Genomic DNA, 16,141 nt, shown 5'->3' on the forward strand with positions numbered 1-16,141 from the left:
ATTGCTTCCCATTTACATAGTTTAAATAGGATAAAAATGGAAACGAAAAACGCACAATTACTATTTAGCAATTCGTGGGAGGACCCTCAGCTACTCCTCGAAGCATTGGGAAAAGGAAGAGGAAAACGCATACTTTCAATAGCTGCAGCAGGAGATAGCAGCCTGTCTTTGCTTTCAGGCTCTCCTGAAGAAATACTGGCTATAGATACCAATCCCTTTCAGCTCTACCTGGTAGAATTGAAGAAGATGGCCATTAAGCACCTGGATAGATGGGAAGTCCTGGCCTTTTTAGGATTTGCTCCTTGCGAAAATCGTCTCAGCTTCTACCAGGAACTCAAAGGCTGGTTGAGCTATGATGCACAGGTATTTTGGGATGCTCATAAAGATCTGTTGGCAAACGGGATCATTTTTCAGGGGAAATTTGAAAAATATTTCAGTTTCTTCGCCAAAAGAATTCTCCCCCTGATCCATTCTAAAAACAAGGTAGCAGCCATGTTTCAAAATAGAAATGCAGACCAACAATTGCATTTTTATATGGAACACTGGAATACCCTGAGGTGGAGAATTATGTTCAAATTGTTTTTCAACTCTAAAGTCCTCAAGAGATTTAAGTGGAACCTGAATCATTTACCTCAACTTGAACTCCCGGTAGAAGACTATCTTTTTCAGCAAGCAGAAAGTCAACTCAGTGCAGCCTTTGCAGCGAAAAACCCTTTACTCCGTTTTGCCCTCAAAGGTAGTTTTGACAATGAATTGCCTCATTACCTGAAAGAAGAACACTTCCCACTTATAAAGCAGAATATAGATCGGTTGAAATTGCAGGAAGGAGATATATTGTCTGTGCTGAAAGGAGAGTCATCTTTCGAACAGTTCAATCTCGGACTGGTTCCCGAACAAATTCCCCACAAAAAACTCGTCCATCTGGCAGCAGGCCTCGCTTACTATTCGAGCAAAGAAGCCAATATTGCCTATTGGAATTTGAGTCAACCCCAGCGTCTTTCTCAGATCGCACCTGGCTATTTTCAATTCAGGAAATCCCTTTCCGAGTTACTTAGCCAGAAAGATCAGGGATTCTTTTGTCAATACTTCACCTCAGAAGTACGTATCTAATAGGTCAAAAAGAACTTTTTCATACGAAAAAATGATTCTGATAGAAAAAATTTGACCGATTACGAACTTTTTTTTTAACCGAAGCGTATTTATACTGAACTCCTCCCCAATTTTAAGCTAAATGATATTCTCGTCCTGTTGAAAATCGATTTAGTCTAGCGATAACAGGGTTTCAGTAAAATTTCAACCCTAACATATTAAGCTATACCACATTCCGGAAATGAATACGAAACCGGGTCAAGAGAAGTATGCCTGTACCTGAGGTAAACCATATGGCTTACCTTCAACAGGAGTATTTATGCAAACAACACAGAATATAATTGGGCTTTTTCTCGATTGCGCAGAAAAAAACCCCGAGCAGATTGCCCTTATTGATAAGAATGGAAGGGCGTATAGTTACCAGGAACTTCGCACACAGGTGGAAAGTCGTGCAGCTTATTTGTATAAGCATGGCTTACGATCTGGAGATGAAGTTCTCATATGCTGCGGCCAGGACATAGACCTGATCCGCAATGTATTAGCATTATTTTACCTGGGGGCTATAGCCGTCTATCCAGGAGATTGGACCCAGCGGACGTATTTGGAGAAATGCTGCCAAGCTCAGGCTTGTAAAGCTATGATAGCTGCTCCCAAAGCCCGACTGATGGCTTATTTCTCAAAGCCTTTACGGAAAATTCCGTTAAAAATGGAAGCCCATTCTCCTAATTACCATTCCATATTTCCTTTAGCCAAAGTACAGGAAGAACAAAATGCTTTAATCAGCTTTGTTCAGAAAGAGGATCAGATACTTGCTTTGAAAAGAAGCCACAAGGATTTACATACGCTCTTTCAAAGTCTCCTGGAAATTCAGGATCCACAGGCCTGGGAAATCGCCGCCCACAACAGTCTGGAATCTTTGCTTAGTTATCTAAGTATGGGAGCCACTTCTGTTATGCTCGATTTCAAGCGAAAAGTTTTGCAAAAACAGGAAGTAGAAAAGCTTTTTCAAGTTTTGAGCCTGTACAAAATCAATCGCCTGAATTGTGATCCTGCTATGCTTCGTGCTCTTTCCGATTATTTGATTGTAGAGGTAGAAGATCTGGCAGATCTGCAAAAGGTATATATTCAGGGTCCAGCTTTTCCGATTCAGGATGCTCATTTATTTACAGAGGCTTTACCCCGAACAGAAATCACCTATGCCTATACAGCAGCTCAAATGCCTCCTCTTACAACTGCAGGGATCAGAGATATCCTGCATTTCAGCAAAAGGGATCAGGGCTGTTATTTGGGTCAGAAATTGGGGGGAGTAAATATAAAGCTACTAGATATCGTGGATAAAGAGGTTCGTAAACTCAACTACCAGGAGTTTAGTCGACTATTGGTACCTAGTGGAGAAATTGGAGAAGTTTTGCTAAAAATTGATCCTATCGTCCAGGAAAAGAATCCGGAACTGTATACAAAAGAAGAGGTCTTGCAGGTAGAAGGTGATCTTTGGTACAAAAGTGGAGATACAGCCCGTTTCAAATCCGGGCGCTTGTACTATACCGGAAAAAAAGAATCTCTTATGGAGTACAAATTAAAGGTTTTGTCTCCCTTTATGTATGAACACTATTTACAGGAAATAAACAGCATTGCTCAGGCGACTTTATTGGAGCTGGATGGAAAGCTCAGCATCATTATTGAAGCTCGAAAAGAGAATTTACAGGAAAAGATCGGCGAAGAACTAAAGCATATCAGTCTTCACTTTGACCAGGTCATATTTGTCCGCAAAATTCCTATGCTTAAAGAAGGAAGCTCCGGCATTGATTATACTGCACTGAAAAATATGCTAAAGGAAGGTTCAATCAATGCTGCTTTTAAGCTGGATTAGCATAAGCCCGAGCAAGGCAGGAAAGATGAGGTTGAATACATAAAGTACAAAGGTACTGCCAACAGCCGTTACCGCAGATACTTGCCAAATTCCCATTACAAAAAGGGCAACAGATTCCCGAAGCCCTAATTCTGTAAAGGAAAAGTAGGGCAAAAGAGATTTAATCAGAAAGACCAGACCGATAAGTAGGAAAGCGAGAAATGGATTTCCACTGAATCCAAAAGCCAGAAGTAAAAGAGCATATTGAAGGCTATAGACCAAAAATCGCAAGCCCCCTATCAAACTCATGAAAAGGATATTCTGAGGGCTTAAGCTCCCCAGGCCATTCATCAGCACCTCCTTTCCTTTCTTCCATTTATTTGGTAGCCATCTATGGAGGTTCAATTTGGCGGAAAATATCAGCAAAACGGAAAACACAAGCGATATCCCTATAAGTATTAATACCAGCCACTCATTTTCAAGACCAATAGCAGGGATAAGTTCCTGAAGTACTTCCGCTTCACCTAGGAGCAAATAAGCAAAACAGTAACAACCCACCCAAAGCGTTATCAACATTTGAGTCAGTCTATTAAGAAGTAGCACTACCCCAGCCTCCCAGCGTTTTCCTCGCTTCAGGTACATGAGTCTTCCAGCGTAATCTCCTATTCGATTGGGCGTAAAAATTCCGGTGGCAACTCCTGCAATGACTCCTTTCCAGGCTGATCGAAATGAATATTCCGGATATAAACCTCCAAGGGCATATTTCCACTTCCAGGCTTCCAATCCCCAGTTTACAGGAATAAGTAGGAAAGCCAGCAGCGCGAATCCTATATGAGAAGTTCCCATGTTCGAAAACCATGCATTCCAGGAAACCTCCTCTTGTTTCAGTTTGTAGTAAATGAAAACAAGGGCACAAATCGTGATGAGGATTTTAAGAAAAAGCGCAAGGTATTTTTTCCCGGAGGAAAAAGAAAGGCGAATGCTTTGGGTTTGCCTCATAGTAGCAAATAATATGCATCTGATCTTAAATCCAAGTCTTTGCCCTAAGTGGCATTACATTTATGAGGAGAATAGACGTCTATCCCCTTCTTTTTTGTATGTTTGGGAATGGCTGAAGCTGCAGAAAGAATCATCCTGGGCATTGATCCGGGCACCCAAATCACCGGCTATGGGATTATTCGCTGTAAGGGCAAAAAGATGGAAATGATGGTGTGCGGAGTGATTCGCCTAGATAGAGGTCCCAAATCCCATGCAGAGAAGTTATCTCAAATTTATCATCGGGTCGGAGGGATCATACGCGAGTTTTCTCCCACAGAGATGGCATTGGAAGCCCCTTTCTTTGGAAAAAATGTACAATCCATGCTCAAACTCGGGAGAGCCCAGGGCGTAGCTATGGCTGCCGGTTTGTCGCAAGGACTGGAAATCTTTGAATATGCTCCCAAAAAAATTAAAGTTGCCGTGACCGGTCGGGGCACTGCCAGCAAAGAACAAGTACACGGCATGCTCCAGAAACTCCTCAAAACAAAAATAGAACCCCTTAAGCTGGATGCCACAGATGGATTGGCTGTAGCTGTCTGTCACTTTTTCCAGGGGAATAGCGTCTCAAAAGGGAAGTCCTATAAAAACTGGGGCTCTTTTCTTAAAGAAAACCCGGATAGACTCAAATAAAACCATCCTCCCAAAGATTTCATGCAATCCAGCAAGCGTTTTCAGGTCTATAAATAAGGACCCATTCATAATTCTGGATGCATTATTAAACCTGGATAAAAATATTCATGGGCATAGCATCGTTAGGATTGCGTATATACCCAAGAAACAAACACCCTGGCTAATATGAAATTTACCTTCTCTGGCGTAGTTCTCATCATTTTCCTCCTGTTAAACCAAAGCCTGCAAGCAAATGATTGTAGCAGTGCCGCAAATCTTACCCTAAATAATCCTACGAGTATTGTTCTGGATGCCTGTAATAATACCGACCTGGCTGGCGGGGTTTATCCCTGTGCAAATTGTGATCAGGACGCATGGTTCACGATAGACCTTGCAGGAACCAATCTCATCCAGCAGCATGTCCGTTTTAATATTGAGGCAAATGGATCTGCGGAACTCAATGCAGTGCTGATGTATTCAGATTCATGGGAAGAAAGTGGAGACATATGTACCTGGAGCAATGCTACTGCAGCTTTAGGACTACAAAGAAACATCAACATCTGTAACATAAATATTACAGGAATCGGCGATATATATGAGTTAGACTCATATGGACTTGATGGTTCCGGGAAATACGTTTTGCTTATTGAAAAAACGACTACTCCGGGTACCGCAACCACCATTACCATTACTCCAGAAATTTTAGGAACCTGCAATGCCCCAGCGAATGACCGTTGTTCTTCTCCCCTCGCTTTGGGATCAGGAAACGGGATCGATCCTATGGCACCCAGCCCTAATGTACCGGCCTGGTCTGATGCGATGAAGGCAAGTACAGCCTGTGCGACTAAACAAAGAATCAGTCGGGCAACTGTAGGTAATCCAGGAACGGCCCTGGTTGTTACTGAAGATCATTATGATTATAAACCTTTCGGCCAACCGAGAAGATATACAGGAAATATTGGAGATGGAGCTAAATTTCTGGGTTCTCCCGTTAGCCAGGCAGATACCTATTTGGAAAATACCCTCTACTATAGTTTTACAGTTCCGGGTACAGGTACCAATTCTGACTGGAATCTCGCCATAGGTAATTCGGGCGGGTGTAGCCAGGAACCCAATGATATGGTAGTCATGATTTTGAATAATCTGGATTGTTCGGATGCAGACAATTCAGGATTACGGGCTAGTCAAAAGATCAGTATGGACAATGGATTGGCTGCTGGCCTTCCTTCCTACACCTTTAGTAGTCTTACCTTAACCGGTGGAAACACATACTATGTAGTTGTTGACGGAACCCGAGCTTCTCAATGCGATTTTTGCATGCTCCTCTATAACGGAGGTGTGGTAAATCCCATCCTTCCTGCTGAACTCAGCAATTTCAATGGATACAATCAAGGAATAGAAAATATCTTGTTATGGGAAACCTCTCTTGAAGAGAATCATGATTATTTTTCTGTAGAGAGAAGTCTTGATGGAGAGAATTTCGAAGAAATTGGCAGAGTACAGGGCATAGGAAATGCTGAAGCCGGAAATTCATATTCATTTATCGATCCTTCGGCCAAAGTCGGACTGAATTATTATCGACTGAATATGATTGATATCGATGGCAGCAGTTATTACTCCAGAAGTATTCAAATATTAAGGGAAGCTCCTTCTACTGCTTTAATTTCCCTTTATCCCAATCCTGCAAGAAGTGAAGTGGAGTTATATTTTAGCTCAGAGGAAAGTGGGACAGCTTATGCAGAGATCATTGATATCAAAGGAAGAAAGGTATTGAGTAAACGGATCAAAACTGCTCCCGGCGAACAAAAAGAAAAGATCAAGCTTGATGAATTGGCCAGTGGAATTTATGCCATCAAATTTCAAATGGGCGCTTATGTGAAGGTGCAAAAACTCATCAAACAGTAAAGAAATTTACCACAATATTAAACCTCCTGCTTTCTTTGAAAGCAGGAGGTTTCTTTTTCCTCTTTCGTCAACTATTCCCTCCTTTTTATCCTAATAAAATCCAAAACTAGGCACAGAGGCCCACAACTTATTGATAATGAATATATTGTAGCTTTTTTTGCGAAAATTCTCTATATTCTTTAGACACTAATCAATTTACAATGACTTACTTCAAAAACATTTTATTTGCCGCCTGCCTAGTAGGCCTTATGATGCTTTTTGGAGGATTTGGATCATTGATCACTTCCTCCGAAATGGAGCCTGATCGTTTTCAGAATGAAACCGAGCTAATTGAAGGAGCATGGGAATTAACTCAAATTAGGGGTGAAAGTGCAAAAGACCTCAACATTCGAATGGTGAAAATCATTTCAGGAGGCCATTTTTCGTTTGCTTTTTTCAATGATGAAACACAGCAGTTTTTCAGCGCGGGAGGAGGCACTTATTCCTACTCCAATGGCCGCTATTCAGAGCACATTGAATTTCATACGATTAATCCGGAATTGACCGGAACATCTGTACACTTTGATGCTGAATTTCGGGACAAAATGTGGTACCATACCGGATCCATAAATGGAGAGCCCTTGGAAGAAGTCTACGAAAGAGTAGATGAAGGAAAAGGGCTAGATCACATCGGATCCTGGGAAATTTTTCGCTTATCCAATGAAGGGGGAAAAATGGTCCCTCAGCAAAAAGGCATGCGGACCATCAAACTCTTGTCAGGTTCCCGTTTCCAATGGGCGACCTGGGATGAACGAAAAGGAGAATTTATTGGTACGGGTGGAGGCACCTATGACACCAAGGATGGCTACTATACGGAGAACATTGAATTTTTCTCCAGGGACTCAATCCGGGTGGGCAAGAGTATCACCTTTGGTTGTGACATCAAAGGAAATACCTGGCATCATGAGGAATACGCAGGTTCGCGTGGCCTTCAGATCAATGAAATATGGATACGTATGCAGTAATTTTTCTCTATCACAAACAAACCTTTAGCCTTTGGAAATACATCTACGCAAAACCTAAAAACAAATTAGCCCTCACTAAGCGTGGGGGCTTTTATCTATAAAAAAGGGGAGAACAAATGTTCTCCCCTTATATATGTTGATTCAACTTATCAGTGCATAAAACTGAAGCCGAAGAATTTCTCTAAGAGGTTTGAGATAAAGATAAAGCCCAAAATGATAGGACATACATAGCTAATCGCAATATTGATAAACTTCTCCAGACCGGATCCTTTATAGCTTGGATTACCTTTGGAGATTTCGTCGGAGAGATTAGCCGTCTTCCACCTAAAGGCGACAAATAAACTCATCAGCAATCCCCCAAGGGGCAAACTTACTTCAGAGAATGCATCAGCAACCAGGGTGAGGAAATCCTGCGTCTTTCCTCCATAATTGATTATCCCCTCTTCTCCGCCACTCAAAGCCGGAGAAAATCCCTGAGACATCATACTTGGGATTCCAATCAGGAAAATAACTGCAGCAACAACTGAAACAGATTTTCCTCTGGACCACTTTCTTTCATCTACAAAATAGGAAACCGGTACCTCAAGCAGAGAGATAGTGGAAGTAAGAGCAGCTACACAAACCAATAGGAAGAAACTACCTCCAACGACCTTACCCACAATCGGCCCCATTTCAGCAAATGCTTTTGGTAATACCACAAAGATCAAACTTGGGCCCTGAGCGGCCTCCAAATCCATGGCAAACATCAAGGGAAGCAATAGCATACCGGCAAGGAAAGCTACTCCTGTATCCGCAACTGTTACGATAGCTGCAGAAGAAGTAATATTATCCTGCTTACCTATATAAGAACCATAAGTGATCAAGGCTCCCATTCCCAGTGATAGAGAAAAGAAGGCATGTCCCATGGCTGAATTTATCACATCCAGATTAAGCTTGGAGAAATCGGGTTTGAGGTAATACTCAACTCCTTCCCAGGATCCCGGAAGGGTCAGGGCATAAATGATCAATCCTAACAAGATTACCAGGAGTACAGGCATCAGAATTTTGGCTGCAGACTCGATCCCTTTTTGCACCCCTCTCATTACAACGAAAGCTGTAATTGCCATAAAGGCCAATGAAAAGAAGAAAAGCTCACCGATCTGTCCGACATAGGAACCAAAGAAAGCACCGAAATCTGCCTCATTTAACAGGTCTCCAAAGCTTATTTTCAGGAAGTAGCCAAAGGCCCATCCTGCAATTACATTATAAAAAGAGAGAATCATGAAACCACAAGCAACCCCTAAAATCCCTACCAGGGCCCAGTTTTTATTTCCTGTTTTGAGATAGGCTCCATAAGGATTGGAGCGGGTATGACGCCCAAGGCTGATTTCCCCGACCATAACGGGAAATCCTATCAAAAAAATACAGAGTAAATAAATCAGGAAAAATGCGCCCCCACCATTGTCGGCGGTTTCATATGGGAATTTCCAGATGTTACCCAGACCAACTGCCGATCCCGCTGCTGCTGCAACAAATCCCAGGCGACTGGAAAATCCTGTTCTCGTAGTAGACATAGTTTCTTTCTTCTAAGGGTTTTAGGTTATTTAAGGTTGAAATATAGGAATTTTTACGGGATAGCTTTTTTCTTCTTTAAAAATTTTAGCCCTTCCTTTTTATCTTTTTCCCCAACTTCTTCCATCCCAACACTGGACTTGACCCCGCTCAGGACTGCCTGAACCCAGTGATTGACAAAGCCCTTTTCCGGATTCACCTCATATCTAATCTTTCCATAGCGCAAAAACCTCCGGTTGGGGTTGTCTTGTTTCACCACCAGGGTATTGGCGATGGCTGAGAGTATGGGTTTGCGTTTTACGGCATCCTGTTCACCTCCCTTACCATCCAGCACACTTACTTTCAGATCATTGTAGCGCATGACCATATTTCCACGACTCTCATATTTGTCCGCAAAGACTTCAAATTTTGTGGATTTAATCTTTCCCTGCTTGATCCGAATACGACCGGCAGGAATCATGATAGAGTTTAACTCCTGCATGTCCCAGGGGCCAACATTCCCGGTAAAACTATAACTGTTGAGGGTATCCTGGAGGGGAAATAGAAATTTGGCTTCTAATTGTCCGTTTTGCATAAGGGTAGCCCGAGCCGTAAGGGTGCTAGTAAGCAAAGGATTTACTTCCAGGTATTCGGGATCATTGCTGATGTACTGTATGCTGGCATCTATATCTGTGAGAAAGACAAAACCTGCCTGCCTTCTAAAACCAGTTTTAAGCTGGAAATTGACGGCTCCTCCCATGATGTCTACCCGATCCAACTTTATTGCAAGCGGCAATTGGCGGATCATTTCCTGAGGGAATGGCGGCCTCCTACCGGGTTGCATTCTGAAACGCTGATCTTTATTCACCCGAAAATCAAGCCCCTGGACTTCCATTCGTTTTCCCCAGAATCTTCCTTCTTCAAAAAGCTTATACGCATCTATCCCTTCCAGACGAATTTTATGAGTTTGCATAAAAAGCTTATTCTCCGCATAGCCCTTTCGCATCACAAAATCTATGATCTCAAAATTTGGCAGAATCAGGGCCGAATCAATTTCTGCATATCCATTTTTCGTGGAAAGCCTTAATTCATTAAAGGTAAAAGTGTACATGCTGTCCTGAAACGGAAAGCTGTGACTCGCAACTTTTATATCCACATCATCTGAGTAGAAAAGACGATCTTTCCTCAAAAGACCCAGTGAATCCAATTTAAAATTCCGGGCTTTTACTCCCAAACCTTTATACGAATGCTGAAAGCTGCTATCTTCTTCTAAACGATCCTGAAAGAAGCTGGCAGCTTCCACATGAAGCTCTCCTATGTTGAGGATCTCAAAACTGGGATGCAGGATATCATACAAATCCTGATCTGTTCCGCTGGAGTCTTTGCGTAGGATTACCTGCCGGATAATTGGCTTGTTTATAAAAAGACGACCGAAATCCAGCTTTTTCTCAAAATACCATTCATCTGGATCTATTCCAGCCATGTTTACACGAGGGATGCTTAATTCCCATGCTTGATTAGCATTTTTGAGCTTATCTGAATTCCACTGAGGAAGCAGTCGGATGTTTTCTGCATAAATACTGGAATCAGCTGTTGAGATACCAACATTACCTATGCGCATAGCATAGCTGCTATCCGGCAACATGATATAATAGTCCTCGACCCGAGCGCCCAATTCTATATGCTGAGCATAGAAAAGATCATCTGTCCGAAAGGCTGAACTGGAATCCAGTCGAAAATCTGAAACATAAAGATTTAGATTTTCTGCTTTAAACTCATTGGTTCCTCCCTGATAATCATTTACCTGCAATTTGCCCTGATTCACTTTCAGCTGGCGAACACGGAGGGAATTAAGCTGTGCGGATATAAAATCATAGAGATTTGCTTTTGCCAGTGAGTCAATCTCCTCTTTCTCTATATCGGGATAACGTTCAAGCTCCACTGTAGGCGTATCGATGCTGATCATTTGCATATCAGCATTTCGATTGGAAAGGAGGTCATAGAGGTTTACTCCCTTTAGTTGCAGATCGGGTAGCTTGATCCGATACTTTTGCCCGATAGATTCTGTCCCTTGATTTCTTGGTCGAATATCTACTGCGCAAAGACGTATGTCTCCCCTTTGAGTGGATATATCCAGATTTCCCACAGAGACCTGATGAAGACTATCCGGAAGGTTTTGAAAGAAATTTGCAGCCTGAAGCTTTATATCCTTTGCATAGAAAAGGTCCTTTTGATGGGAGGCCAGAGAATCCAGTTTGAAATTTCGAATATCAAGCGCCAGTTGAGGCAGGACATAGCTTTCCTGAGACTTAACTTCTTCCAGTTCCAAACGAGCATTTTGAAGGATCAGTCGATCCATTTGCAAGCTTTTGAAAGCTGAGGATATAGCAGGGTAAAGGTCGATATCCTCAAGGAATGACTCTTTCTGACGTGAATTGGGTTTCCGTCCCAGGTCTTTCAACCTGATTTCTGCTCCTGAGAGAAATACACTATCTACAAACAATTCTTCCTCGAAATAGGACTTATAAACATCTAAACCATGGAAATAGCTTCTGGGAACTACAATATTGGCAATTACTCCATGCTGTTTTTGAGCAGCCTTTAAGGGAGTAAAAACCAACGAATCCGCATAGAAGGAAGAATCCGCAGTTGCAATCCCCAAATGTCTTGCCTGAATGCTATAAGAAGAATCCGGCAAGGTCAGGGAATAATGATCCACTTGCATATTGACACGGATGTCATCTGCATAAAAGGGTCGATCCGCTTTTTTGCTCGCGGAGGGATTTAGCTGAAAGTTGCGAATATTTACTTCCAATTCACGGGCTTTAAATCCATCTCCCAGAACATCTTCCCCCGCCATAAAATTAAAAGTTCCTCCACGAATATCGAGAGATTTCACCTCCAACTTCTTCAGATAACCCCCGATCAATAAATTGAGGTTCTGTTCACTAATCTCATCTATCTTTTCCTTCTTTATTTCAGGATAATTGGTTAGGCCGACGATGGGTTGATTGATTCTTACCTTATCAACCTCCAGAATTTGATCATGCCATAACTCCGCCAGATCTACTCCTTCAATCTGCAATTCCGGTACTTCTAAATCCAGGATGTCCTGGTTTAATCTGTTCAACCTACTCCGCGTCCCCGCTAAAGGAAAAATGCTCATCGCTTCTCCTTTTATCTGTTTATCGAAACTGGAAATTCGAGCAGCCTTTCCGGAAAGTTGGTAGGAATCTTCCTTTAGCAAAAATTGGTAGGTATCAATTTTCAGATCCAGTTCCTCTGCCAGCATCAAGCTTGCTTCTTTTTCCATCATCGTGGAATCGAGGGCCAGGTTCTGCATATAAAGGCCGACACCTTCCAGGGAAATTTGCTTATTGGTATCTCCCAGAGTTGCAATCTTAGAGAAAGAGCCTTTCTCAATCGATAAGCCTTCGATATTGATATTGTTGAAATAGGGTTGAATGCCCTGATAGAGATCAGAAAGTTCCGGCAATTTCTGTCTAAGGGAGTCGCTTTTAAATTTACCCAACTGGATCAATTGGGGCTTTACCAATCTAACCGCCCCTAAATTCACATTTCTATTGATCGCTATTTCCCGGGGTTTGATATCCTGAATGACGATGCGGGGCACCTTGAGTTCGAAGAGATTCTTTGTAGGTCCGCTACCGACAGTATAGCTGCGCAGATTGGGTTCGACATGAAGGTTATCAACAAAAAATTCGCTTTTCCGACTGGATAGCCCAATTTTACCGGCCTTAAGCACATAAGAAGAATCTGCCGTAATATGGACGTATTTGTCCACATCGATCTCCAGATCAGCTTCCTTTACCTTAAACCAGCTCAAAACTTCCGATCCAGAGCTAGAATCCATGAGAACTTCCTCAGCTATAAAATTGAGATTTTCTGCTACAAAAGAATTTCTCTTGAAATTTTTCTGGTCATTGTAAGAGAGTTTCCCTCCTTTGATCTCAAATTCATCAATCTCAATCCCTTTGATTTGCGGGGAAACTATTTCATAGAGGCTTTTTTGAACAGGAAGGCTATCAGAGATACTTCTTTCCTCACGTAAACAATTTACCTGAGGATTTTCTATATAAAGTCTTTCGGTATGGACTTTTCTTGTGGAAAGGAATTCTCTGAAGAAAAAGTGCTGTAATTCTATATGGGGGAAAGTAAAATCAAAAATGTTTTGAGGGGCATTGGGTCCTCTTTCCCCATTATAAACGATAGATACATCATTCAAGGCAATCGTACGTGCCGAAAGGTTCCAATCAACTTCCAGGCTTTTGACCTTGTAGCGATCATTACTCCTAAGCTCTACCAGCTCTCTTACAAAAGCCTCAATAGAAGGCTCAACAAGAAGATGTACCAGGCTCTGCGCTGTGATTAGCAGAAACAGGAATATTCCCAGGAATATCAAAAACCATTTTTTGCCTTTGCCAGAAAGCATAAATAATCAGGCTATCCCACAAAAGTAGTGAATAATAGCCGTTTCATAAATGAGCTTTATGTTTTACTCATTTATCATTCTCCTCTTCTCCATCTCCTCCACCAAATACCATATTGGTACTGGTATATGTTGACCCATAATTATATGCCAGCGTCACAACTTGTTTCATGGCATCGATGAACTGCTCTTCTGTCAATTCTTTGAGAGGATGTGTAAAGACTGTCATCACATATTCTTCAAAAATACAGTACTTCGCATCAAGGGCTCTATCGAAATTTGCTTCCAACAAAGTCTCGAATTCCTTTTTCTTGACATCCTTCAGTTCAACAACCGGGGTCATTATCCTCATACGATTTGCATTCTGATCGGTTATGATATAAATGACTCTATTGCCATAAACCGCCTGCCAATTGCCCAATTGGCCCTCAACGGCATCAACTTCTTTACTGAGAATACGGCTCATTTTTCGATTGTCCATATCCTGAGAAAAGGCCGTGAAAGAAAAAAATAGGCTGAATATTGTGAGCAGGAAGGAAAGTTGTGCTGTCTTTTTCATGTGCTATAGATTTACATTTCCTAAAACAGAAAAATTGTCAATTCTTCGCTAGAGGAATGTCTGCTATCCTACAAAGGATCTATTCTGCAAATTCATAACTGTGTTCGACTTGCTCTTTCTTGCTTACGCTGTAAATCGAAATACGGTTTTCTTTCCCTTTGAGGGCTACATTACCGACATATTCGGTGAGGAGGTCTTTTTCGTTTTCCAATCGCTCTTTAAGGCTTTCGGTAATCAGGATCTGCTTTTTAAACTCATTACATCTTCCCTGTATGCGAGCAGCAGTATTTAAGACATCACTATGGTAGGCGATTTCCTTTTTCACTACGCCAACCTCAGCCACCATCACGAGCCCCAGATTCACGCCGGCTTTAAATGCGGGAACGAGATCATATTTGTTGAAATAATAGTTGGCTCTTTTCTGGATGGTTTCGTCGAAAGTAAAGAAGGTCTTTATACAATTGGCGTTCCTAAGACCATCTACCATACGCCAGGTCAGTACTGCTTCGTCTCCCACATACTGATAGACCTCTACATCATGTACTTCAATAGCATGTGTCAGATCCTGGAAGCAATCCTGAATCAGTTCACTATACAAAACATGTCCGAGGCGCTCTGCATAAGTCGTGGAGGATTTCAGATCCAGGAACATAAATATTCGTTCCTCTTCTTGTGGCTGGTGATACTTCCCTATAAGAAGCTTATACAGAATCCCAGGGCCATACATCCGATTCATCTGGCGTATGAGGTTGAATATAATGCTGACGAAACCGGTATAAATGATGAGTACAAAAGAGATTTTCTGAAAGGGAGTATCTTTTAGCATGCCGACAATATTACCAGCAAGTTTATCGTCCATGATCCAGTGAAAAAGAAGAAGATAACCCAGGATAATAAGGAGGGTAAGGACTATATGGACTGCGCTTCTTACAACTATGGTCATCCAATAGGGCTGATTTCTCAAAAGCCCTTTCACCGTATCCAAAGCACCAAAGATAATCCCAAAAGTAGCTCCCAGTCCAAATCCTAAACTTAGAATTTGAACCCAGATACCTGATTCTTCGGGAATCAATAAGTATAGACCATCCCCACTAGCGCCATACAATCTGACCATGGCAAAGAGAGTAATTGCTGCAATCCAGGCCAAAGTAGTTGACACTACGTTCCTAACATGTTTGCTAAATGGTTTCGCCATAAGCGACCTTATTCTAAAAGCAATTCAAGTTAGGAAAAATGTCATAGGGCACAAACAATCCAGTGATTCTCCCTTTCTTATTTCCCTGCTTTAATTTGCATAAATGAAAAATGCCCTCTCCCAGGAGAAGGCATTTTTCTATCTTTTTATCAAGGATTGTTTATTTAACAGATTGCTCATGCAAGCTTTTCAACCAATTTACCAACTCAGTAGCATTTCCTGAATTAAGGAATTTGGCCGTTTGTCCTTCTGACTTTAGCATAAACTGAGAGAAATACTCAGAGGAACTAGGCGCACCCTGGCAGTTTCCTCCTCCATTATATCCGGGAACTCCCAGCGTAAAGCCATAGAACTCTACATTTTGAGAGGCAGAGGGATTTGAAGTTCCATCAAGCGTCCTTGCTCTTGAAGCCAGCCTGATCTTTTTGAACTGCTCAACTAAGATATCCAAATCAACTTCAGCTACCTGCTTGCCATGATTGATCATATTCTGAAGCGCAGCTGGATGGATCGTTCCATTATCAGCGCTTACAGAATAACTAATTGATTCAAGGGTTTTCAGATTTCCAGCATTATCAACGATAAATCCCGTCTTCTTTTCAGTAGCAACATCGAAATAGGAAACCAGGAACATCGCATCAGGTGTGCGGTAGTTGGCGAGGTATTCTGCTCCTGTATATTCAACTGCTTCATAAACGCGAGGTTCTTCAGCAACCTGACAGGCAGAGAATAAGAAGGCCAGACCAAGGATAATCAGGGTAGAGAGTTTAGTCTTCATGTTAAAGTCGTTAGATGTGTTAGAGTTTAGCTGGCTTATCAGATGCCTGAGAGGAGACATTCCTATCTAAGCTATCCTAACAAGTTAAAGAATAGAAATTAGGCTTTCAAGTCCTTCCGGACCTAAAAGCCTACT

11 protein-coding genes are annotated in these 16,141 nt (G+C 41.9%); 5 read left to right on the forward strand and 6 right to left on the reverse strand.

Annotation, left to right across the window (positions count from 1 at the left end; translation table 11 throughout):
• Nucleotides 1–36 precede the first annotated feature (36 nt).
• Together R8P61_14020 and R8P61_14025 are read left to right on the forward strand one after the other, a co-directional pair.
• A complete protein-coding gene (locus tag R8P61_14020) occupies nucleotides 37–1,110 on the forward strand; it encodes a DUF3419 family protein (GenBank protein ID MDW3648180.1) in 1,074 nt (357 codons plus the stop codon).
• 298 nt (nucleotides 1,111–1,408) lie between these two features.
• Complete coding sequence (locus R8P61_14025; protein MDW3648181.1) at nucleotides 1,409–2,959, forward strand: AMP-binding protein; 1,551 nt, start codon at nucleotides 1,409–1,411, stop codon at nucleotides 2,957–2,959.
• Here R8P61_14025 and R8P61_14030 read toward each other — a convergent pair.
• Nucleotides 2,930–3,937, reverse strand: coding sequence for a lysylphosphatidylglycerol synthase transmembrane domain-containing protein (locus R8P61_14030; protein MDW3648182.1), 1,008 nt, complete (start codon nucleotides 3,935–3,937; stop codon nucleotides 2,930–2,932). The genes R8P61_14025 and R8P61_14030 overlap by 30 nt on opposite strands.
• Before the next feature lie 108 nt (nucleotides 3,938–4,045).
• Here R8P61_14030 and ruvC point away from each other — a divergent pair, with 108 nt between their 5' ends.
• From ruvC to R8P61_14045, 3 genes are all read left to right on the forward strand, one after another.
• Nucleotides 4,046–4,606: a crossover junction endodeoxyribonuclease RuvC gene (gene ruvC, locus R8P61_14035; GenBank protein MDW3648183.1), complete on the forward strand. Its 561-nt coding sequence runs from the start codon at nucleotides 4,046–4,048 to the stop codon at nucleotides 4,604–4,606.
• Between the two features lie 165 nt (nucleotides 4,607–4,771).
• Nucleotides 4,772–6,490: a T9SS type A sorting domain-containing protein gene (locus R8P61_14040; GenBank protein MDW3648184.1), complete on the forward strand. Its 1,719-nt coding sequence runs from the start codon at nucleotides 4,772–4,774 to the stop codon at nucleotides 6,488–6,490.
• A 200-nt stretch (nucleotides 6,491–6,690) separates the two neighbouring features.
• A complete protein-coding gene (locus R8P61_14045) occupies nucleotides 6,691–7,494 on the forward strand; it encodes a hypothetical protein (GenBank protein MDW3648185.1) in 804 nt (267 codons plus the stop codon).
• Between the two features lie 149 nt (nucleotides 7,495–7,643).
• On the opposite strand, the gene R8P61_14050 is transcribed toward R8P61_14045, so the two are convergent.
• The 5 genes from R8P61_14050 to R8P61_14070 form a co-directional block, all read right to left on the reverse strand.
• Nucleotides 7,644–9,047: a sodium-dependent transporter gene (locus R8P61_14050; GenBank protein ID MDW3648186.1), complete on the reverse strand. Its 1,404-nt coding sequence runs from the start codon at nucleotides 9,045–9,047 to the stop codon at nucleotides 7,644–7,646.
• A gap of 53 nt (nucleotides 9,048–9,100) precedes the next feature.
• Complete coding sequence (locus tag R8P61_14055) at nucleotides 9,101–13,477, reverse strand: hypothetical protein (protein MDW3648187.1); 4,377 nt, start codon at nucleotides 13,475–13,477, stop codon at nucleotides 9,101–9,103.
• Between the two features lie 67 nt (nucleotides 13,478–13,544).
• On the reverse strand, nucleotides 13,545–14,033 hold the full coding sequence (locus tag R8P61_14060) for a hypothetical protein (protein ID MDW3648188.1): 489 nt from the start codon (nucleotides 14,031–14,033) through the stop codon (nucleotides 13,545–13,547).
• Nucleotides 14,034–14,112: 79 nt separating this feature from the next.
• Nucleotides 14,113–15,228, reverse strand: coding sequence for an adenylate/guanylate cyclase domain-containing protein (locus R8P61_14065; protein ID MDW3648189.1), 1,116 nt, complete (start codon nucleotides 15,226–15,228; stop codon nucleotides 14,113–14,115).
• 160 nt (nucleotides 15,229–15,388) lie between these two features.
• Complete coding sequence (locus tag R8P61_14070) at nucleotides 15,389–16,006, reverse strand: hypothetical protein (GenBank protein ID MDW3648190.1); 618 nt, start codon at nucleotides 16,004–16,006, stop codon at nucleotides 15,389–15,391.
• Nucleotides 16,007–16,141 lie beyond the last annotated feature (135 nt).

It is taken from the genome of Bacteroidia bacterium, assembly GCA_033391075.1.
GTDB lineage: Bacteria > Bacteroidota > Bacteroidia > J057 > J057 > JAWPMV01.